This is a genomic window from Gemmatimonadales bacterium, from assembly GCA_035502185.1.
Lineage (GTDB): Bacteria > Gemmatimonadota > Gemmatimonadetes > Gemmatimonadales > JACORV01 > Fen-1245.
On record DATJUT010000059.1, the window covers coordinates 37163 to 58589 of the forward strand.

Sequence of the window (21427 nt, forward strand, 5' to 3'; positions counted from 1 at the left end):
GGCCCGCGTGCCCAGGTTCAAGCGCAACGAGCGGGGCGAGATGCCCTTCCTCGATCATCTCGAGGAGCTGCGCTGGCGCCTGATCTGGAGCCTGCTGGCGCTGACCATCGCGTTCGTGGTGGGCTTCGTGCTGGTGGACCAGCTCGACGTGATGGGCCTGCTGATGCGGCCCATCGCCCCGCGGCTCGCGGGCGGCAAGCTGTACTTCACCAGCCCCATCGAGCCGTTCATGATCACCCTCAAGCTGGCGTTCTTCGTCGGCCTGGTGCTCGCCTCGCCGGTGATCATCTGGCAGCTGTGGCGGTTCCTCTCCCCGGCGCTGTACGAGAAGGAGCGCCGGGTCGTGCTCCCCGTGTCGCTGGCGGCCGTCGCGCTGTTCCTCGCGGGCGTCGCCATGGCGTACTTCCTGATCCTGCCGACCGCGATCCGGGTGCTGTTCGGCTTCCAGTCGCAGAGCCTGCAGCCGATCGTCACCGCGAAGGAGTACTTCGGCTTCGCGGCGCAGGTGGTGATCGCCTTCGGCGCCATTTTCGAGCTGCCGCTGGTGCTGCTGATGCTGGTGTACCTGAGGGTCATCACGGCCGGCTTCCTGAGCCGGAACCGCCGGTTCGCGATCGCCGGCAACGCCTTCCTGTCGATGCTGCTGGCGCCGCCGGACCTGATCTCGATGACGCTGATGATGGTGCCGGTGCAGCTGCTGTACGAGATCACGGTCGTCATCGCCAGGGTGATGGAGCGCCGGCGGGCGCGGGCGGAGGCCGCCGCCGAGGCGGTCGCCGCCACCAGCGGGGCTTAGGTGCCCCGGCGCTGGCTCGTGGTGGCCGCGCTGGCGGTGCTGGCCGCCCCCGCGACGGCGCAGGTGCCCTTGCCCGGCAAGCCCCGGCCGGTCCCGGGCGCGGCACAGGGCGCGGCACCAGGCGCCCAGCGGTCGCCGCGCGATTCGCTCGCCGACACGTCGAAGGTGGGTCGGGGCTCGGGCCTGCCCTCCGGCCCGTCGCGCTCCTTCCAGGAGGCCGACTCGGTCGAGCAGGCCCTGCTCGACCTGCGCGGCTTCCGGGTGACCCGCTACAGCGCCGACTCGGTGCAGTTCCTGCCGCCCGCGAAGGAGATCCGGATGAGCGGCCAGGCGCTGGTGGCGCGGGACGGCTCCACGCTCCAGGCCGACACGATCAACTACGCCGAGCACAACTGCGCGCTGCACGCCGCCGGCTCTCCCGAGCTGTTCGATCAGACCGGAGTGATGGTGGGCCACGGGATGCTGTACGACGCCTGCAACCACGCCGGTCTCATCGGCACGGCCAAGACGGACTTCAAGGAGGAGGCGGCGACCTGGTACCTGCTCGGGAACCTCGCGGTGGACAACGAGGAGAACCGCGTCTACGCCGCCGGCTCGAGCATCACCAGCTGCGAGCTGCCCGATCCGCACTACCACTTCGCCGCGCGCGAGGTGAAGTGGGTGTCGAAGACGCTGATGGTCGCGCGGCCCGCGGTGCTGTACATCGCCGACGTGCCGATCATGTGGCTGCCCTTCATCTTCCAGGACATGCGGCGCGGCCGCCGCTCGGGCCTGATCCCCCCGCAGTTCGGCCTGAGCGACATCGTCCGCAACTCGCCGACCTACCACCGCCACGTGAACAACCTGGGCTACTACTGGGCGATCAACGACTACTCCGACGCCCAGCTGACCATGGACTGGTACGCGCAGCAGAGCCTGCAGTTCAACGGCCGCATCCGGTACCGGTGGCTGAACCGGTTCGTGACCGGGGGCATCGCCTTCTCCGAGATCCACGAGTTCAACGGCAGCACCAGCGACCGGATCTCGTGGAGCCACATGCAGGACTTCTCGCTCAACAGCCACCTCACCGCCAGCCTGGACTACGCCACCAGCTCGAGTGTGATCTCGCGCAACGCGGTGGACCCGGTCCTGGCCGTCTCGAACATCGACAGCCGCCTCAACTTCTCCCAGCGGTTCGCGTGGGGCTCCCTGAACGTGGGAGGCAGCCGGACGCAGTCGCTGAACACCTCCCAGGTCACCACGTCGTTTCCGACCCTGTCGTTCACGCCCAACCCGATCGCCATCTCCGAGAACGTGACCTGGAGCCCGTCGTTCAGCCTGACCAATGCGCTGCTGAGCCACGGGGCGCCGGGGAACCCGGTCGTCAGCACCATCTACGGCACGTCGCCGGCCGACTCGTCGCTCCGTTACACCGACAACCGCCAGACCTCGGTGGCGATTTCCACCCCGGTCCGGATCGGGCGCTGGAACTGGAGCAACTCGGTCACGGTGAACGACCAGTGGAGCAACCTGCGGGTGGTGGACACCATCCCGGATCCGACCGACACGTCCCGCCACCTGGTGCGGACCTACGACCAGACGTTCCAGACCGACCTGGACTGGAGCACCGGGATCGGCCTGCCGCTGCTGCTGCAGGGCTCGTGGAACCTGCAGCCCAGCGTCAACATCGTGAACACCACCGGCGGCCCGTTCATGGTGCGCAACCGGTTCACCAACGGCGCGTTCGTGACCCAGGGCAAGCGGCTCGGCTACTCGCTGTCGGTGTCGCCGACCTTCTTCGGCCTGTTCCCGGGCCTCGGCCCCATCGCCCGGATCCGTCATTCGATCTCCCCGAGCATCAGCTGGTCGTACGCGCCCGCGGCGACCATCCCGCTCGCGTACGCACGGGCGATCGCCGCGGGCGGCCCGGTCACCACGACGCGCAGCCTCGCCACGCAGACGCTCACCTTCGGCCTGTCGCAGAACTTCGAGGCCAAGCTGAAGCCGCCACCGCTGCCGGCCAGCGCCGACACGACGGGGGCGCCCCCGCCCGAGGGGCGCAAGATCAAGCTGCTGTCCATCCAGACCAGCGGGATCGGCGTGGACCTCGAGCAGGCGAAGCAGGGCGGGCACACGGGCTGGGTGTCGGGCGGGCTGACCAACACCTTCGCCACCGACCTGCTGCCCGGGTTCAGCTTCTCGACCGCGCACTCGCTGTTCGACGGGCCCGTGGGTTCCTCCACCTCGCGCTTCCATCCCTACCTGACCAGCGTCTCGGCGCGCTTCGGGCTGGGGCCGAGCCTGCTGCGCTGGATCGGCGCGCTGCTGGGGCTGTCGAGCCAGCCCGCCACGGCCGCGCAGGGGGGGCGGCGGGACAGCACCCGGACCGGCCCCGACACGCTGGCGATGCCGCACCTGTTCAACGACGCGTACCAGCGCGGCCCGCTGTCCAACACGCCCACCGCGCTCGACCAGCTGGCCCCGCGCAGCGGCGGCAGCTCGGGCTTCAGCGCGTCCCTCGCCTTCGACCTCTCCCGGCAGCGCCCGATCGACTCGGCGGTCGCCCTCCGGACCCACCAGGCCCAGGTCTTTCCCGTCCCGCAGAGCACCATCAGCGGGAGCCTCCACTTCGCGCCGACGCGGCACTGGTCGGTCTCGTGGGAGACGCTCTACGATCTCCACGCGGGGAAGTTCGGCTCGCACGTGCTCCGGCTGGACCGGGACCTCCACGACTGGCGGGCGACGTTCAGCCTCGTGCAATCGCCCAACGGCAACGTCGTGTTCAACTTCAACATTGCGCTGATCCCGCAGCCCGAGATCAAGTTCGACTACGACCAGCGCAACGTGCCTACGCAGTGACCGGTCGAGTGCGAAGGACGACACGAGCGGGTGTCCCTCCGGAGGGACAGCGGGGCCTGTGCTGCGGGTCACAGGACGGCACGTACGTCGTTCGGCTGCAAGAGGTTACGGGTTTGCGGGCGCCGGGCACGGCCCGTGCGTTGTTGGGGGTCGAACTTCACGGGAGAGCCCGATGCGCCGGTTGATGTCAGGAGTCCCGCTCGTCGCCGCCGCCACGCTGCTCCTCGCGGCGTGCTACGATCGCGGATCCGTCACGGGACCGGGCGGCGTTCAGCTGCCGGCGCCGGCCTCGTTGAACAGCATCTCCCTCAACGGCGCCGTGCACCTGGAGTGGTCCGACAACGCGTACACGTCGGACCCGAACGACTTCGCGTACTACCAGGTGTACAGCACGAGCTACGACCTCGACCACAACCTGTGCGGCAGCTCGTGGGTCACCGAGGGCACGACCGTCTCGCCGGAGTTCCTGGTGGGGGCGCTCACCAACGGAGTGCCCGGGTGCTTCGAGGTCACGGCGGTGTCGCTGGACAACATCCAGAGCGATCCGTCGCCCGTCAGGAACGACACGCCGCGGCCGGACGGCCAGAACGTGCTCGTGTTCACGAGCGACACGCTGGGCGGTACGCAGAGCGCGTTCCGCTTCTGGATCGACGCTTCCCACAACGGCGTGGTGTACCCGGCGGGCACGCCAGCCGTGGACTTCGTGGTCGAGCATGCCTCGGGCGGCATTTTCATCGTGCCGCAGGGCAGCGACTCGATGCAGCTCTACGGCAACACGCCGATTGCGGACCTGACGGCCATCGACCTCGCACCGGCCGCTGGCTACAGCGACGCGATGTTCGAGGCGGTGCCGCAGTGGGGCTACGTGTTCCAGATCCGCGGCGGGGCGTTCTATCAGTACGGCGCCATCCGGGTTAGCGCGGTGGGCCCGAACTACGTGATCTTCGACTGGTCGTACCAGACGGATCCGGGGAATCCGGAGCTGATACAGCGCAAGAGGTGAGGGGTGAGAAGTGAGAGGTGAGAAGGCGAAGTGAGAGGTGAGAGGCGTGAGAGGTGAGTCCCTCTCACGCCTTTCGCGTCTCACCTCTCACGCCGTTGGCTCCTCACCTCTCACCTGAACCTCTCACCTCTGACCCCTCACCTCTCACTTGACCCCGCATTACCTTCCCCGCCATGAATCGCGCACGCACCGTCCGGGCGCCGCGCGGCCCGGGGATCAGCTGCAAGGGCTGGATCCAGGAAGCCGCGATGCGGATGCTGATGAACAACCTGGATCCCGACGTGGCGGAGCGGCCGGACGACCTGGTGGTGTACGGCGGCACCGGCCGCGCGGCGCGTTCGTGGGAGGCGTTCGACGCGATCGTCGCCTCGCTCACGAGCCTGGAGAACGACGAGACGCTCCTGGTGGCGAGCGGCAAGCCGGTCGGCATCTTCACGACCCATCCCGACGCGCCGCGGGTGCTGATCGCCAACGCCAACCTCGTCGGCCGCTGGGCCACCTGGGACGTGTTCCGCGAGCTGGAGAAGAAGGGCCTCATCATGTACGGCCAGATGACGGCCGGCTCGTGGATCTACATCGGCACGCAGGGCATCCTGCAGGGCACCTACGAGACGTTCGGCGCGGTGGGCCGCCAGCATTTCGGCGGCTCGCTCAAGGGCCGGCTGGTCGTCTCCGGCGGCCTGGGCGGGATGGGGGGAGCCCAGCCGCTGGCCGCGACGATGAACGAGGCCGTGTTCCTCGGCGTCGAGGTGGACCCGGCCAGGATCCGCCGGCGCATCGAGACGCGCTATCTGGATCGCGAGACCGCCTCGCTCGACGAGGCGCTGCGCTGGTGCGACGAGGCGAAGCGCCAGGGCCGCGCGCTGAGCGTGGGACTCGCCGGCAACTGCGCCGACGTGCTGCCCGAGCTGGTCCGCCGCGGCGTGGTGCCGGACGTGCTCACCGACCAGACCTCGGCGCACGACCCGCTCAACGGCTACGTGCCCTCCGGGCTCGACGTGGCGGCCGCGGCCGCGCTCCGCGCGGCCGACCCGAAGTCCTACGTGCGCCGCGCGATGGACTCCATGGCCGTGCACGTCCGCGCGATGCTGGACCTGATGCGCCAGGGCGCGGTGACGTTCGACTACGGCAACAACCTCCGCACCCAGGCGCACGACGCCGGCGTGGAGGATGCGTTCGACTTCCCGGGGTTCGTGCCCGCCTACGTCCGCCCGCTGTTCTGCGAAGGGAAGGGCCCGTTCCGCTGGGTCACGCTGTCGGGCGACCCGAAGGACCTGGCGCGCACCGACGAGCTGGTGCTCGAGCTGTTCCCGGACAACGAGCACCTGCGGCGCTGGATCCGGCTCGCCCGCGAGCGGGTGGCGTTCCAGGGACTGCCGGCGCGCATCTGCTGGCTGGGACAGGGCGAGCGCGCGCGCTTCGGCCTCGCCCTCAACGAGCTGGTCGCGAAGGGCGAGATCACCGCCCCGGTCGTGATCGGGCGCGACCACCTCGACACGGGCTCGGTGGCCTCCCCGTTCCGCGAGACGGAAGGGATGCGCGACGGCAGCGACGCCATCGCCGACTGGCCCGTCCTCAACGCGATGCTCAACGTCGCCAGCGGCGCGTCCTGGGTCTCCTTCCATCACGGCGGCGGCGTCGGCATCGGCAACTCCCTGCACGCCGGGCAGGTGATCGTGGCCGAGGGCACCGAGGCGGCGGCGGCGCGGCTGGAGCGCGTGCTCACGAACGACCCCGGCCTGGGCGTGGTGCGCCACGCCGACGCCGGCTACGACCTCGCGATCGAGACCGCGCGGCGCCAGGGCCTCCGGCTCCCGATGCATGGCTGATCCCGGCCGCCGGCTGGCGCTCGTGAACGTGGGCGCCGTGGCGACCGGCCCGGTCGCCCCCGGACCGGTCCGCCACCCGTCCTGGTACGACGTGGGCGTGCTGCAGGGCGTCGGAATCGGGATCGAGGACGATCGCGTCGCCTTGATCGCGCCCGACGACGAGGTCGGGGAGTGGTACCACGACGCCGCGGTCCCCGACACCGTGGTGGATTGCGGCGGCCGGCTGGTCACCGCGGGGCTGGTGGACGCGCACACCCACGCCGTGTTCGGCCGGCCGCGGCTCGGGGACCACGCCCGCCGCGCCCGGGGCGAGGACTACAAGTCCATCGCGGCGGCGGGGGGCGGGATCCTGTCCACCGTCGCCGACTTCCGCGCCCGCAGCGAGGACGAGCTGGTGGCGCTGGCGCTGCCGCGGCTCGCGATGATGGCGTCGCTCGGGACCACGGTCGTGGAGATCAAGTCCGGCTACGGTCTGGCCCTGGAGCCCGAGCTCAAGGCGCTCCGGGTCGTCGCCCGGCTGCGCGAGCTGGTTCCCCAGCGGCTGGTGGCCACCTTTCTCGGCGCCCACGAGGTGCCGCCGGACTTCCGGTCGCGGCGCGACGCCTACCTCCGGCTCGTGATCGAGGAGATGCTGCCGGCCGTGGCCCAGGCCGGCCTGGCCGCGTACTGCGACGTCTTCTGCGAGCCGGGCGTGTTCAGCGTCGAGGAGAGCGCGGCCATCCTCGGCGCGGCGGCGGCCCTCGGACTCGGCCTCAAGGTGCACGCGGACGAGCTGGACCCCTCCGGAGGGGCGGAGCTGGCCGCGAGGCTCGGTGCGGCCTCGGCCGACCACCTCGGCGCCGTCTCCGCGGCGGGCATCGAGGCGCTGGCGGCGAGCGAGACGGTGGCGGTGCTCCTGCCCGGCACGCTCCTGTTCCTGGGCCGGACGCGGCAGGCGCCGGCCCGGGAGCTGGTGGACGCGGGCGCCATCGTGGCCCTGGCGACCGACTTCAACCCGGGATCCTCCCCGGGCGCCAACCTGCCGCTGATGATGGCCCTGGCCGTGAGCCAGGCACGGCTCCAGCCGGAGGAGGCGTTCATCGCCGCCACGGCCAACGCCGCCCACGCCCTGGGACTCGCGGCCGTGAAGGGCCGGGTGGCCGTGGGACTGGCGGCGGACCTGGTGGTGTGGAACTGCCGGGACGTCCGGGAGCTGGCCTACTGGTATGGAATGCCGCTTGCCTGGCGAGTTTACGCCGCCGGTCGTCCTTGTCACGCTCCGGGGCCGGGAATATCTTCCGCAGGTTCTACTGGGGGTCCGCTGTCTCCGCCACTCTCCTGAACCGCCAGGCGCATGGCCAATCTGGAGAAGTACAAAGAAAGAGCGCGAAAGTACGAGCTGAAGGAGCAGTGGGCGAAGGCTATCGAGGAGTACGTCGGCCTCATCGAAGAGATGGAGGCGGCTCCCGATGCCGAAGCCGACCTCTCCATCTACAACCGCGTCGGTGACCTCTACCAGAAGATCGGGCAGGGGCAGAACGCGATCGTCTACTACGAGCGCGCGGTCGACAAGTACGCCGAGATCGGGCTCGACAACAACGCGATCGCGCTCTGCAACAAGGTGCTCCGGATCGCCCCCGGCCGCGCCCAGGTCTACCTCAAGCTCGGCATGCTGTTCGCGACCAAGGGGTTCGGCGCCGAGGCCAAGACCAACCTCCTCGAGTACGCGGACCGGATGCAGAAGGCCGGCCAGCTGGAGGAGGCGTTCAAGGCCCTGAAGAAGTTCGCCGAGATGACGCCGGGCCAGGAGGACATCTGGTCGGTGCTGGCCCAGCAGGCCCGGGCCACGGCGCGGACGCCGGATCAGAAGCAGCAGGTCGAGAAGCTGCTGAGCGAGTTCGAGTACAAGGACCGCGCCCACCACCGCAAGTCGCGCCTCAGCCGGCACATGATCACCGGCGAGGAGCTGCCGGAGGAGAAGCCGAGCAAGAAGGGCGAGCTGGTCTTCCTGGACCTGGAGCCCTCGCCGCGCGGCAGCGCCCCCGCGATCATGCCGCCGGCGCCGCCCACTCCCACCCCGAGGCCGCACCGCGGGGCTCCCGAGACCGAGCCCCTGGCGCTCGAGATCGAGCCGACGTCTCTCGTCCCCGAAGAGGAGGAGGCGCCGGGGCCCGAGCTCCCGATGCTCGAGCTCGAGGCGACGTCCCTGATCGGCGCCGACGAGCTGGCGGCTCCGCCGCTCGGCCTGGAGCCGACGTCGGCCGCGGTCGAGCCCCCCACCGCCGAGGCGCCACCGGCCGGGGAGGTCGGCGACCTGGAGCTGGCGGAGCTGGAGGCCCCGGCGGCCGAGCCCGAGCCGGAGGTCGTCGAGGAAGCCCCCGGGGCGGCCGTGGAGGAGGTCGAGGAGCCGGCCGGGGCGGGCGTCGGCGACCTGCCGCTGCTGGATCTCGGCGAGGTGGAAGCGCCGGCGGAGGAGGCGGCCGAGCCCGAGATGGAGTTCCTCGACGTCAGCGAGGTGGTCAGGGCGCCGTCGATCGAGGAGCTCGAGGCGCGCGTCGCCGCGAACGCCGGCGACTGGCACGCGCACCGGCTGCTGGGCGAGGTCCTCATCGAGGCCGGCCAGCGCGAGCGCGCGTTCAGCGAGTTCGACGTGGCGCTCGAGGGGCTGGAGCAGTCGGACGACCTGGACGGCGCGTACGCGATCGCCGAGGAGCTGCTGCGGCTCGATCCGAACAGCGTCCGGTACCACCAGAAGTGCGTCGAGCTCGCCTACCGGCAGGGCGACCGCCAGCGGCTGGCGGGCGCGTACCTCGAGCTGGGGGACGCCCTGCTGCGCTCGGGGGAGGCCGAGAAGGCCCTCGCCGTCTACCAGCGGGTGCTCGAGCACGACCCGGGCAACGTGCGGGCGAAGACGGGCATCGAGACCCTGAGCCCGGGGATGCCGCTCGAGATGCCGGCCGCGCCGGAGCCGGCGCCGACGGCCGTGCCCAGCGGGGGCTACGTCGATCTGGGGGCGCTGCTCCTGGAGGACGAGGGGCCGAAGGACACCCGGATGCGCATCGAGGACGAGGAGCCGTCCGGGGACGAGCAGCAGGACTTCCAGACGATGCTCACGGCCTTCAAGAGGGGCGTGGAGGCCAACGTCGAGGAATCCGACTTCCAGAGCCACTACGACCTGGGCGTGGCGTACAAGGAGATGGGCCTGCTGGACGAGGCGATCGCGGAGTTCCAGAAGGCGCTGCGCGGCAGCGAGGGCCGGCTCAAGGCGTCGGAGGCGCTGGGACTGTGCTTCTTCGAGAAGGGCCAGTTCACGGTGGCCGAGACGATCCTGCGCCGCGCACTGGAGCTGCCCGCGGCGGGCGACGCGGATCGCGTGGGCCTGCTCTACTGGCTGGGCCGGACGCAGGAGGAGCTGGGCAAGGGGGCCGACGCGTTGGCCTCGTACAACCGCGTGTTCGCGGTGGAAATCACCTTCCAGGACGTGAGCCAGCGGGTGAAGGCGCTGTCGCGCGCGACGGTGTAGGATGCCCCGCCAGGCGGCGAGCGTGACGTTGGTGGACATCCAGCGGCCGGTGGCCGAGGCGCTGGACACGGTCACCGCCGAGGTCGGCCGGATGATCGCGGCGGACGTGCCGCTGATGCAGGAGGTGAACCGGCACCTGCTGCACATGAAGGGGAAGCTGTTCCGGCCGACGCTGCTGCTCCTCACCGACGACGCGTGCGCGACGGGCGACCCGCGCGTGGTGTCGCTGGCGGCGATCGTGGAGCTGATCCACCTGGCCACGCTGGTGCACGACGACTCGGTGGACCACTCGGTGCTGCGCCGGGGTATGCCCACGGTGAATACGCTGTTCAGCCACCAGGTGTCGGTGATCATGGGCGACTACCTGTACTCGCGCGCGATCATCGAGCTGGCGCGGCTGGACGACCTGGAGCCGATCCGGGTGCTGGCGCGGGTCACCGACGCGATGACCGTCGGGGAGATGCGGCAGCTGGCGGCGTACGACGCGCTGGACTTCGACGAGCAGCAGTACGAGCTGCTGTGCCGGTCGAAGACGGCCTCGCTGTTCGCGGCGGCGTGCGAGGTGGGCGCGCTCCGGGCCGGGCCGGTCCAGCGGCTGGCGGCGCGGCGCTACGGCGACGCGCTCGGGATGGCGTTCCAGATCACCGACGACCTGCTGGACTACACCGAGGGGGAAGCGGTGACCGGCAAGCCGTCGGGGCACGATCTGAAGGAGCACAAGGTCACGCTGCCCCTGATCGCCGTGCTGGGGCGGCTGTCGGCGGCGCAGCGCCAGCCGGTGGAGGCGCTGTTCCGGCAGGCGGCGCCCGACGACGAGCAGGTGGCGCAGGTGGTGCAGCTGGTCGAGCAGCACGGCGGGCTGGACTACGCGCGCGACCGGGCGGCGGCGTTCGCGGCCGAGGCGGAGGCGGCGCTCGACGACCTGCCGTCGTCGTCGGCCCGCGACGCGCTGCGGGACGCGATCGTGTACGCCGTCGAGCGGCGTCGCTGAGCCGTGGCGCACGTCCCGCGGCGGCCGCTGTTCTACCTGGGCGTGCTCTCGGCCGGGTTCGCGCTCGGGGGGTTCCTGTCCGCGCTGCTGCAGCGGGTGCTGCCCGCGGGGGCGCCGAAGGAAGTGCTGACGCTGGCCGTGACGCCGAAGCTCGGCCCGGTGACGGTGGATCTCCTGGTGCTGTGGTTCACGGTCGGCCCGGTCGGCGTGAGGATCTCGGTGCTCGCGGTGGTCGGGGTCGTCCTGGCGTACCTGCTGGCGCGATCCCTCTTCTAGGGAAGGAAGGCATCGATGTTCGAGGGCTTCAGCCTCACCCACATCCTGCTGTTCCTGGTGATCCTGCTCCTGCTGTTCGGGGCGAAGCGGTTGCCGGAGATCGGCGGTGCGCTGGGCAAGTCCATCGGCGAGTTCAAGAAGAGCATGCGGGACATCCAGACCGACGTGAACCAGCCGCCGCCGCCCCCCCCGCCGCCGCCGGCCGCCTCGCAGCCCACGATTCCGCCGGCGACGGATAGGAGAAGCAACTGAAAGTGAGAGGTGAGAAGTGAGAAGTGAGAAGCAAGCAGCGTGAGAAGTGAGAAAGGCGTGAGAGGTGGCTCCCTCTCACGCCTTTTCGCTTCTCACCCCTCACACAGCCTCTCACCTCTCACGCCGTTTCACGTCTCACTTCTCACCGGAACGTCTCACCCCTCACCTCTCACGCTGCATCATTGTGTCGCCCCCGCCGTCGGCCTCAGCACCGCCGCCCGGTTGTCCACCACCGTCGCCTGGCGCCGCAGCGACTGCAGGAACGCCTCGACCCGGTACTGCCGCGCCGTGCGGATCACGGCGGCGCGCTGGGAATCCACCTGCTTGGCCCACAGCGCCGAGTCGGCCCCTTTGCGCCGCGTCGGCTCGAGGAAGAAGAAGCCCTGGTCGCTCGACAGCAGCCGCGAGCGCTCCCCCACGCGCAGCCGGAAGGCGACCCCCACCGCCTCGCTCGCGGTGCCGAGCAGCGCGACCGTGGAGGTCCGGGCGAACGGGCCGACGGTCTGGATGGGCAGATGCAGCGCCCCCGACACCTGGTCCAGGGTCTGGCCCGAGGCGAGCCGCCGCTCGGCGTCCCGGGCGATGGCCTCCGCCGCCTGCCGCTTCTTCTCCTTGACCACCTGCCCCTGCAGGAGCGGCCGGATCTCCGCGAGCGGCGGGACGCCGGCCGGCAGGAGACTGTCGAGCCGGAACACGTAGAACGCGCCGCTGGTCTCGATCACCGCGCTCAGCTCGCCGACCTTGGTCTCGAACGCCCAGACCCCGACGTCCGGGATCCGGTAGCGGCCGAGCACGACGGCCTCGCCCTGGTAGATCGGACCGGTCTGCCCGATGCCGAGCGACATCTTGCGCGCGACGCTGTCGAGCATCGTGGGATCGGTCTGCTCCGCCGCCAGGCGGTCGAGCGAATCCGCCCGTGCCTCGAGCGTGTCGAGCCGCGCGCCGGTGCGCTCGATCGGAATGAGGATGTGACGGGCGGTGACGCTGTCCGCGGTCCGCTTCTCCACCTTGATCAGGTGGATGCCGTAGGGGGTCACGACCGGCTGGCTGATCTGGCCCGCCGGCGTGTGGAAGGCGGCCTGGTCGAAGGCCGGTGCCATCTCGCCGTGGCCGAAGGTGCGCAGCAGGCCGCCGTTGGGCCCGCTCGCCGAATCGGCCGACTCGGCCTTGGCGGCGGCGGCGAAGTCCAGCCCGTGCAGCAGCGAGTCCCGCAGCGCCCGCGCGTGGTCCATGGCCACCGCCGAGTCCACGGTCTGCGGGAGCTTGATGATGCCCACGAACGACAGATAGGCGCGGGCGGGCCGCCGCAGGTCCGTCTGGTGGGCGTCGTAGAACGCCTGCAGGTCCTGCGGCGTCACGTGCACCGACGCGTCCGCCACCGCCTGGTCGGGCCGGACCACCAGGGCGCGCACGGTCACCGAATCGTGCTGGTCACGGAAGATGGTCCACAGCTTGGCGTCGGAGACGTAGATGTCGCTCGTCACGTCCTCGAGCAGCTTCAGCCGCGGCAGCTCGGCGCGATACCGGTCCTCGAGCTGGAGGAGGAAGCCCTCGGACTGCTGCCCGCTGGAGAGGAACCGCTCCCACTTCTGCGGGTCGAACTGGCCGTTGGTCTGGAAGTCCTTGTCCTTGACGATCTCCTGGGGCGGCATCCGGCGCGCCGCGTTCCGGATCTCGTCGTCCGTCACCACGATGCCGCGCCGCCGGAACTCGGCCTGCATCAGCTGGTCCTGGACCTCCTGGTCGAACGCCTCGTCCTCCAGGGACTTCTGGTCCTCCCGCGTCAGCACCTGGCCGGGATTGCGCGCCCGCTGCTCCTCGGACAGGGCCTGGTAGGCGCGGAGCCAGTCCTGATAGCGGATGGGCGAGCCGTTCACCAATCCGACGTTCTGGGTCGAGGGGCCCGCTCGCCGCCCCGTGACCCCCATGCCGACGTCGAAGACGAGCCACCCCACGAAGGCGACCGCCAGGACCAGCATGATGATCTTGGTCTTTTCGCGCATGGTGCGCAGCATGGCCGATACCCCCAAAGCCCCCCTCGCGGGAGCGGGCTAAATGTAGACGAGACAACGCGCAAAGCCAACCGGCCTCAAGTCGGTTCACCGTTGACACTTCCGGCCCCGACGCAGTATGTTCGCGGCCGAAGAGCGCCTGCCCAGGAGCTGCATGGCCGCGCCCAGCGAGATCGAGAAACTCGAGCGCCGGTACGCGGAGAACCCCGACGGACGGTTCTTCGCGCCCCTGGCGGACGCCTACCGCAAGGCCGGGAGCCTGGATCGCGCCCTGGAGCTGGTGCGCGCCGGGCTCGCCAAGCACCCCGACTACCTCTCGGCCCGCATCGTCCTGGGCCGCTGCCTCCTGGACAAGGGCGACGACGCCGAGGCCGAGCGGACGTTCCGGTCGGTCCTGGAGCTGGACGCCGAGAACATCATCGCACTGAAGAGCCTGGCGGAGATCACCGAGCGCACCGGCCGCACGGTGGAGGCCCGGAAGTGGCTCCAGCAGCTGCTGGTGGTGGACTCGATGAACACCGAGGCAGAGGCCGACCTGCAGCGCCTCGGCGGGGTGATCGCCGAGCAGGCGACCCAGCCCATCGAGGCGGTTCACGCCGCCGGCGGCGCCGAGGTGTCGTTCGCCGACGTCGCGGCGGAGGTGGAGCCGGCAGCCGTGCTGGAGTCCCGGCTGCCCGCGGCCGCTCCACCGATGACGGCGGAGCCTGCGCCCCAGGTCGTGGAGGCCCCGCCGCCGGCAGCCGTGGTCCAGCCCCCCGCTCCCGCCCCGGAGGTCCCCGCGCCGGCTGCGGAGGCCCCCGCGCCGGCTGCGGAGGCCCCCGCGCCGCCCGCGATGCCCGCGATGCCGGAGCCGCGCGCGGCGGAGCCGGCACCCCCGGCGCCCGAGGTGGCCCTCCCCGAGCGACAGACCGCGCCGATCGAGCCGCCGACTGCGTTCCCGGCGGCGGCCGCCGAGGCCGCTCACCCCGAGCTGAGCGAGGCCCCGCGCCCGGCGGTCGCCGAGCCCGTGGGCGAAGCGGCGGAGGCACACCTCGAAGTCGTGGAGCCGACGCAGCCCACGTTCGAGATGCCGCCCCTCGCGGCCGCGCCCGAGAGCCCCGCGCCGGCGATCGAGGAGAGCGTCGAGCCTCCCGAGCAGGCGGCCGAGCCGGTGCCCGACCGGCATCCGCTCCCCCAGGAGCTGCAGGTCGCCGACTCCGGACTCGACCTGATGCCGTTCGACGACTCGCTGGCCTGGGGCACCGGCGAGCGCTCGTCGCGGGCCATCCGGGCCGAGGACGTCGCCGCCATCGAGCACGACGACGGTCTGACGACGCCCGCCGTCGAGTTCCTGGCGACCATCGAGGGCGCGGAGCCGCCGCCCGCGGGCGAGCCGCCGGCCACGGCCGAGGCGGCGCCGGCCAGCCAGGGACGCGCCGAGGCGGGCGAGTTCACGATCGAGCGCGACGAGGACCTCCAGACGTTCGACTCCCTGCCGCAGGTGGCGGAGGCCCCGGTCAACGTCGAGCTGCCGGCGGACCTGTCGGGCGCGTACTCCATCATCGACACGGAGCCGCCGCCCGTGGCGCACCGGCCGCCGGCCTCCTCGATCGCGCCCCGTCCCTCCGCCGGCCTGCCGCTCATCATGCCGGAGGACGTGACGCCCGCCGAGGAGCTGGCCAGGCCGTCGTCGAAGCTCGTCCAGATGGTCTCGCCCACGCCGCCCGAGGAGAAGGGCCCGGGCGCCGAGCAGGCGATGCTGTCGGAGACGCTGGGCGACCTGTACCTGCAGCAGGGGTTCCGCAGCGAGGCGGCGGCGGTCTACCGCCGGCTGCTCACCCAGCGGCCGGGCGACGCGGGCCTGCAGAGCAAGCTCAGCCGGCTGGAGGAGCCGCCGGACCTGAGCGCGGACTCCCAGGGAGCCGAGTCGGTGGGGACGTGGCTGCGCCGGGTCGCCGCGGCGCGGCTGCGCTCGCCGTCGGCGCCGGCTCCGGCGCCGCCGCCGGGCCCCACGCCGCTCGACACGGCGTTCGCGGCGCCCGCGCCGGAGCCCGCGGGCGAGCCCGCCCATCCGGCCCACGAGGCGTTCTCGCTGGATCAGATCTTCGGCGCCACCGAGGCGCCGGCTGCCGCGCCGCCGGCCGCCGCGGCCGCCGCGACGCCGCCGCCGGCAGGTGGCACCTCGTTCGACGAGTTCTTCGGTGCGCCGCAGGATCAGGCGAGCGTGCGGCCCGCGTCGAAGGCCCCCGACGAGCCGGCCCAGAGCGGGGACGAGGACCTCAGCGCGTTCAACGCCTGGCTGCAGGGACTCAAGCGCTAGTGCGGATCACGGTGGTCAACGGGCCGAACCTCAATCTGCTCGGGGTTCGGGAGCCCGGACGCTACGGCACCGCGACGCTGCCCGAAATCGAGGCCGCGGTGCGCTCCCGCGCCGGGGACCTGGGCGTCGAAATCGCGTGGAGCCAGTCCAACCACGAGGGCGAGCTGGTCGAGACGATCCAGGCCCTGCGCGGCCGGGCCGACGGCGCGCTCGTCAACGCGGCCGCGTACACCCACACCTCCCTGGCCATCCGGGACGCCGTGCTCGCCGCCGCGGTGCCGTTCGTGGAAGTCCACCTGACGAACATCTGGGCGCGAGAGGAGGAGCGGCGCCGCTCGCTCCTGGCCGACCTGGCCGTGGGCGTCGTGGCCGGCTTCGGGCCGCGGTCGTACCTCCTCGGCCTCGAAGGGCTCGTCGCGTGGCTCAAGGCCCCGAAGAAGGCGGAGGACTGAAGGCCGGTGCTCAGAACAGTCGCCAGACGGCACGTACTGAAGAGGTTCCCAGGCGAGAGTGGTCGGGGGCCAGACAAGTCGTCAGTACCTGCAGCTGCACTGCGATCTGGAGGCTGGCAACTGGTAACCACTTCCGCCGTGCCGTCTTGCCGTCTGGCAACTTGAAGAATGCCTGACCGCCGCCCCGAACGCATCGATGCCCTCCTCGCCCGCCTCTCCGACGAGGGCCTGGATGCGCTCCTGGTCTCCCACCCCGCGAACATCCGCTACCTGACCGGCTTCTCCGGCAGCGCGGGCCTCCTGTTCCTGTGCCGCCAGGGCGTGCTGTTCATCACCGACTTCCGCTACGAAGCGCAGTCCCGTGGCGAGATCGGCGACCTGGCGCGCATCGTGATCGACGGCTCCGGCAGCTGGGAGCGCCTGCTCAAGCTGCTGCCCCAGTACCCGCTCGTGCACTCGGTGGGCTACGAGGGGCACGTCGTGACGGTCCACGAGGCGGAGCGGCTCTCCGGCGACGGCGCCGCCGCGTGGCGATTCCAGCCGACCACCGACCTGGTGGAGCGGCTGCGGGTGGCGAAGGCGCCGGAGGAGGTCGCCGCGCTCGGTGCCGCCGGCGCGGTGGCGGGCGCGGCGCTCGAGGAGGCGACCGCGGCCGTCCGCGTCGGCCAGACCGAGCTGGAGGTGGCGGGCCTGCTCGAGTCCGCCCTCCGGCGCCACGGCAGCGAGGACCACCCGTTTCCCTCGATCGTGGCGTCGGGGCCGCGCTCGGCGCTGCCCCACGCGCGGTCCACCGCGCGCCGGGTGGAGCGGGGCGAGCTGCTGCTCCTGGATTTCGGCGCGGTGGTGGACGGCTACGCGTCGGACGTGACGCGGACCTTCGTGGTGGGCGCCGCCCCGACCGGGCGCCAGGCCGAGATCTTCGGCGTGGTGCGGCGGGCGCAGGCGTCGGCGCTGGAGGGCCTGCGGTCGGGCCTCTCCGGCCGCGAGGCCGACGCGTTGGCGCGCCACGTGATCGACGAGGCCGGCCACGGCGAGGCGTTCGGCCACTCGCTGGGCCACGGCCTGGGCCTGGAAGTGCATGAGGCGCCTCGGCTTGCGCGGACCGCGGAGCAGGTGCTCCCGGAAGGCGCGGTAGTCACGGTGGAGCCGGGCATCTATTATTCGGATTGGGGTGGGGTCCGGATCGAGGACGACGTCGTCCTCGGCGTCGACGGCGCCACGCTGCTCACCCAGTTTCCACGAGATCTCCTGGTGCTTGGATGACCGACCTCGCGCTGCTCAAGGAACTGCTGGCGCTCCTCGACGCCTCGAGCGCCACCACGATCGAGATCCGGCGGGGCTTCACCACCTACCGGGTCAGCCGGGAGAGCGCTCGCGGCACGCCCGTCTATGTGGCGGCGCCCGGCCCGGACCCCGGGCCACCGGGCGCCCCGGCCGCCACCCCGCCGTCGGCGGGCGCCGCGGCTGCCCCGTCCGGCACGCGGCTGCTGGAGGTGAAGAGCCCGATGGTGGGGACCTTCTACCGTTCGCCGGAGCCGGGGGCGGAGCCCTACGTGAAGGTCGGGAGCCGGGTCACATCCGGCCAGACGTTGTGCATCATCGAGGCGATGAAGATCATGAACGAGTTGGAGTCCGAGGTGACGGGAGCGGTGCGCGAGATCCTCGTCGAGGACGCCCAGCCCGTCGAGTTCGGTCAGGTACTCTTCCGGGTGGAACCCAGTGTCTGAGCCACGCGTGTCCCAGCCCACGCCCGCCCCGGCCGGTGCGTCGTCCCCGTCCGCGGGTGCGGCCCCCGGCAAGTCCGGCGCCCCGGCGTATTTCCCCATCTCCATCCGCTACATGGTGGAGCAGATGGGCTCGGACCTGCTGCTGAAGGTGGGGCGCCCGCCCACGATCCGGGTGGCCGGCGAGCTGATGCCCATGCCCGACCAGGTGCCGCTGACGCCGCAGGACCTGAAGCTGCTGGCCGAGCACCTGATGCAGCCCCGCCAGCTCAAGGAGTTCATGGAGACGAAGGAGGCGGACTTCGCCATCGGCGTGCCGGGGGTGGGGCGGTTCCGCGTCAACATCTACTGGCAGCGCGGCACGCTCGCCTTCGCGTTCCGGGTGATCCCCTACGAGGTCAAGACGGTCGAGGAGCTGCGGCTGCCCAGGATCCTCGAGGCGCTGGCGCTGAAGCCGCGCGGGCTGGTGCTGGTGACCGGCGTGACCGGCAGCGGCAAGTCCACGGCGCTGGCCGCGATGGTCAACCACATCAACCAGCACCGCCACGTCAACATCATCACGGTCGAAGACCCGATCGAGTTCCTGCATCGCGACATCAACTCGATGGTCAGCCAGCGCGAGATCGGGGCCGACACGCTCTCCTTCCACAACGCCCTCCGCCACGTGCTGCGGCAGAACCCCGACGTGATCATGGTGGGCGAGATCCGCGACATGGAGACGCTGGACACGGCGATCAAGGCGGCGGACACCGGCCACCTGGTCTTCTCGACCCTGCACACCACCGACGCCACCCAGACGATCAACCGCGTGATCTCGTTCTACCCGCCGCACCAGCACGAGGAGGTGCGCCACCTGCTCTCCACGGCCCTGCAGGCGGTGGTGTCGCTGCGGCTGGTGCCCACCACCGACGGCGTGACGCGGGTCCCGGCGTGCGAGGTGCTGATCAACACGGCCGCGGTGCGCGAGAACATCCGCGACATGAAGGCGCAGCTGGCGATCCCGGACCTGATCAAGGAGGGCGCGGTCCAGTACGGGATGCAGTCGTTCGACCAGAGCCTGATGCAGTGGTACACCAGCGGGATCATCTCGCTGGAGAACGCGCTGTTCTACTGCTCCAATCCGACCGAGTTCCAGCTGCAGGTCCAGGGCATCGCCGCCGCGAGCGACCGGACCTTCGAGGGCTTCGAGGAGAAGGGGCGGAGGGCGGCGAAGCCGGCCGGAGGGGCGGTCGCCGCGGAGGAGCCGCCGCGCAGCCAGCCCAAGGTGCCGGGCCTGAGCAGGGATCCGCTGCAGCGCTGATGTTCAAGAAGGTGTTGATCGCCAACCGCGGCGAGATCGCCCTGCGCATCATCCGGGCGTGCCGCGAACTGGGTGTCGCCACGGTCGCCGTCTACAGCGAGGCGGACCGCGAGTCGCTGCACGTGCGGTTCGCCGACGACGACGTGTGCATCGGGCCGGCGCCGGCGCGCGACAGCTACCTCAAGATCCCCCAGATCATCGCGGCCGCCGAGATCACCGGCGCCGACGCCATCCACCCGGGCTACGGGTTCCTGGCCGAGAACGCCGAGTTCGCCGAGATCGTCGCCGCGTCGAACATCACCTTCATCGGCCCCACGCCCGATCAGATCCGCGCCATGGGCGACAAGGCCGAGGCCCGCCGCCTGGCCGAGGCCGCGGGGGTGCCCATCATCCCGGGCACGCCGGGCCCCGTCGGCGACGTGGAGGAGGCGGTCGCCGCCGCCCACCAGCTCGGCTTCCCGGTCATCATCAAGGCGGCGGCGGGCGGGGGCGGGAAGGGGATGCGGGTGGCCGCCGACGAGGAGGACTTCGCCCGCCACTTCCAGCTGGCGCGCGGCGAAGCGCTCGCGGCGTTCGGCAACGACGCGGTGTACCTCGAGAAGTACCTCGAGCGCCCGCGGCACGTGGAGATCCAGGTGTTCGGCGACCGGCACGGCCGGGTGCTGCACCTCAGCGAGCGCGACTGCTCGGTGCAGCGGCGCCACCAGAAGCTGGTGGAGGAGGCGCCCTCGCCGGCGGTGACACCCGAGCTGCGCGAGCGCATGGGGGGCGCCGCGGTGCACCTGGCCGAGCGCATCGGCTACGTCGGCGCCGGGACGATGGAGTTCCTGCTGAACGGCGACGGCAGCTTCTACTTCATGGAGATGAACACCCGCATCCAGGTGGAGCACCCGGTCACCGAGATGACCACGGGGTGGGACCTGGTGAAGGAGCAGATCAAGGTCGCGGCCGGGGAGCCGCTGTCGGTGCCGGAGAGCGGCCTGTTCCTGCGCGGGCACGCCATCGAGTGCCGGGTGAACGCCGAGGACCCGGCGCGGAACTTCCAGCCCTGCCCGGGGGTCGTGACCACCTTTCACCCGCCGGGCGGGCCCGGCGTGCGGGTGGACACGCACATCTACGCGGGCTACACGGTGCCGCCGTTCTACGATTCGCTGCTGGCCAAGGTGATCGTCCACGGGAACGACCGGGCCGAGGCGCTGGCGCGCATGCACCAGGCGCTCGACGGGTTCATCATCGAGGGCGTGACCACCACCATCCCGTTCCTCGGGCGGGTCATCCTGCATCCCGCCTTCCAGGCCGGGGACGTGGACACCAAGTTCCTGGAGCGGGAGGCGCAGCTGCTCGGGAGCCCGGAGTCGTGAAGATCGACGTCGTCTACACGCCGAGCGCGGTCGCGCCGGCCGACCTCGCCGGCCGCACGGTGGTGGTCATCGACGTGCTCCGCGCCACCACCACGATCGCGGTGGCCCTCGCCAACGGGGCCAAGGCGATCCTGCCGGCCGGGTCCACCGAGGAGGCGATGCGCATCGCCCAGAACCTCGAGCGCGACACCGTGATCCTGGCGGGCGAGCGGAAGTCGGTGCGCATCGAGGGCTTCGGCCTCGGCAACTCGCCCGCGGAGTTCGGGCCCGAGGCGATCGCCGGCAAGACCATCGTGATGACCACCACCAACGGGACCCAGGCGCTGATCACCGCGCAGGGCGCCCGCGAGGTGATGACGGCGGCCGCCGTGAACTTCAGCGCCGTGGTCGCGCGCGCCCGCGCGGCCCTCGAGCAGCACGGGGAGCTGGTGGTCCTGTGCGCGGGCGGCGACAAGCAGTTCGCCCTCGAGGACGCGTTCGCCGCGGGACGCCTGACCAAGGCGGTGCTGCCCGACGGGGGCCTCAGGCGCGTGGCCCTGAACGACGGCGCCGTGGCCGCGCTGGAGCTGGCCCGCCACTACGGCGAGCGCTGGATGCGCGCGCTCCGGGCCAGCGCCCACGGCCGCGAGCTGGTGGAGCTGGGGTTCCGCGCGGACCTCGAGGCCTGTGCCGCGCAGGACGCGTACCCCGTGCTCCCCCTCTACGCCGACCGGAGGATCACGGCCAATCGACCCGCGAACGAAGGATGACCTCTGGGCCATCGGGGCTCTGCTCGCGGGCCTGTTCCTCGCG

At 71.5% G+C, this 21427-nt stretch carries 16 protein-coding genes and 1 pseudogene; 16 read left to right on the forward strand and 1 reads right to left on the reverse strand.

What is annotated here, in order from left to right:
- Positions 1–7: 7 nt before the first annotated feature.
- From tatC to VMF70_07970, 9 genes and pseudogenes are all read left to right on the forward strand, one after another.
- Complete coding sequence (tatC, locus tag VMF70_07930; GenBank protein ID HTT67941.1) at positions 8–796, forward strand: twin-arginine translocase subunit TatC; 789 nt, start codon at positions 8–10, stop codon at positions 794–796.
- Positions 797–3634 carry a putative LPS assembly protein LptD gene (locus VMF70_07935; protein HTT67942.1) on the forward strand — a complete coding sequence of 946 codons (2838 nt, stop codon included), beginning with the start codon at positions 797–799 and terminating at the stop codon, positions 3632–3634.
- 184 nt (positions 3635–3818) lie between these two features.
- The gene (locus VMF70_07940; protein HTT67943.1) at positions 3819–4637 is read left to right on the forward strand and encodes a hypothetical protein; all 819 of its coding nucleotides are present in this window, start codon (positions 3819–3821) and stop codon (positions 4635–4637) included.
- A 173-nt stretch (positions 4638–4810) separates the two neighbouring features.
- Complete coding sequence (hutU, locus tag VMF70_07945) at positions 4811–6466, forward strand: urocanate hydratase (GenBank protein ID HTT67944.1); 1656 nt, start codon at positions 4811–4813, stop codon at positions 6464–6466.
- Positions 6459–7787, forward strand: coding sequence for an imidazolonepropionase (gene hutI / locus VMF70_07950; GenBank protein ID HTT67945.1), 1329 nt, complete (start codon positions 6459–6461; stop codon positions 7785–7787). Before hutU ends, hutI begins: the two co-directional genes overlap by 8 nt.
- A gap of 12 nt (positions 7788–7799) precedes the next feature.
- A complete protein-coding gene (locus tag VMF70_07955) occupies positions 7800–9968 on the forward strand; it encodes a tetratricopeptide repeat protein (GenBank protein ID HTT67946.1) in 2169 nt (722 codons plus the stop codon).
- 1 nt (position 9969) lies between these two features.
- Positions 9970–10959, forward strand: a complete 990-nt coding sequence (locus tag VMF70_07960; protein HTT67947.1) for a polyprenyl synthetase family protein — start codon at positions 9970–9972, stop codon at positions 10957–10959.
- Between the two features lie 3 nt (positions 10960–10962).
- Entirely contained in the window at positions 10963–11235 is a 273-nt protein-coding gene (locus VMF70_07965; protein HTT67948.1) for a DUF4321 domain-containing protein, read from the forward strand.
- A gap of 15 nt (positions 11236–11250) precedes the next feature.
- Positions 11251–11391, forward strand: a pseudogene (locus VMF70_07970) (twin-arginine translocase TatA/TatE family subunit).
- Positions 11392–11666: 275 nt separating this feature from the next.
- Here the strand turns inward: VMF70_07970 and VMF70_07975 are convergent.
- Positions 11667–13502, reverse strand: coding sequence for a peptidyl-prolyl cis-trans isomerase (locus VMF70_07975; protein ID HTT67949.1), 1836 nt, complete (start codon positions 13500–13502; stop codon positions 11667–11669).
- Positions 13503–13653: 151 nt separating this feature from the next.
- Between VMF70_07975 and VMF70_07980 the strand changes: the two genes are divergently transcribed.
- The 7 genes from VMF70_07980 (at position 13654) to VMF70_08010 (ending at position 21384) form a co-directional block, all read left to right on the forward strand.
- Positions 13654–15798, forward strand: a complete 2145-nt coding sequence (locus VMF70_07980; GenBank protein HTT67950.1) for a tetratricopeptide repeat protein — start codon at positions 13654–13656, stop codon at positions 15796–15798.
- Positions 15798–16250, forward strand: coding sequence for a type II 3-dehydroquinate dehydratase (aroQ, locus tag VMF70_07985; protein ID HTT67951.1), 453 nt, complete (start codon positions 15798–15800; stop codon positions 16248–16250). The genes VMF70_07980 and aroQ overlap by 1 nt, the downstream gene beginning before the upstream one ends.
- 168 nt (positions 16251–16418) lie before the next feature.
- Complete coding sequence (locus VMF70_07990) at positions 16419–17513, forward strand: aminopeptidase P family protein (GenBank protein ID HTT67952.1); 1095 nt, start codon at positions 16419–16421, stop codon at positions 17511–17513.
- Complete coding sequence (gene accB, locus VMF70_07995) at positions 17510–17977, forward strand: acetyl-CoA carboxylase biotin carboxyl carrier protein (GenBank protein HTT67953.1); 468 nt, start codon at positions 17510–17512, stop codon at positions 17975–17977. Before VMF70_07990 ends, accB begins: the two co-directional genes overlap by 4 nt.
- A 7-nt stretch (positions 17978–17984) precedes the next feature.
- Complete coding sequence (locus tag VMF70_08000; protein ID HTT67954.1) at positions 17985–19274, forward strand: PilT/PilU family type 4a pilus ATPase; 1290 nt, start codon at positions 17985–17987, stop codon at positions 19272–19274.
- On the forward strand, positions 19274–20635 hold the full coding sequence (gene accC, locus VMF70_08005) for an acetyl-CoA carboxylase biotin carboxylase subunit (GenBank protein ID HTT67955.1): 1362 nt from the start codon (positions 19274–19276) through the stop codon (positions 20633–20635). The genes VMF70_08000 and accC overlap by 1 nt, the downstream gene beginning before the upstream one ends.
- Positions 20632–21384 carry a 2-phosphosulfolactate phosphatase gene (locus tag VMF70_08010; GenBank protein ID HTT67956.1) on the forward strand — a complete coding sequence of 251 codons (753 nt, stop codon included), beginning with the start codon at positions 20632–20634 and terminating at the stop codon, positions 21382–21384. Before accC ends, VMF70_08010 begins: the two co-directional genes overlap by 4 nt.
- The last annotated feature ends 43 nt before the right edge of the window (positions 21385–21427 follow it).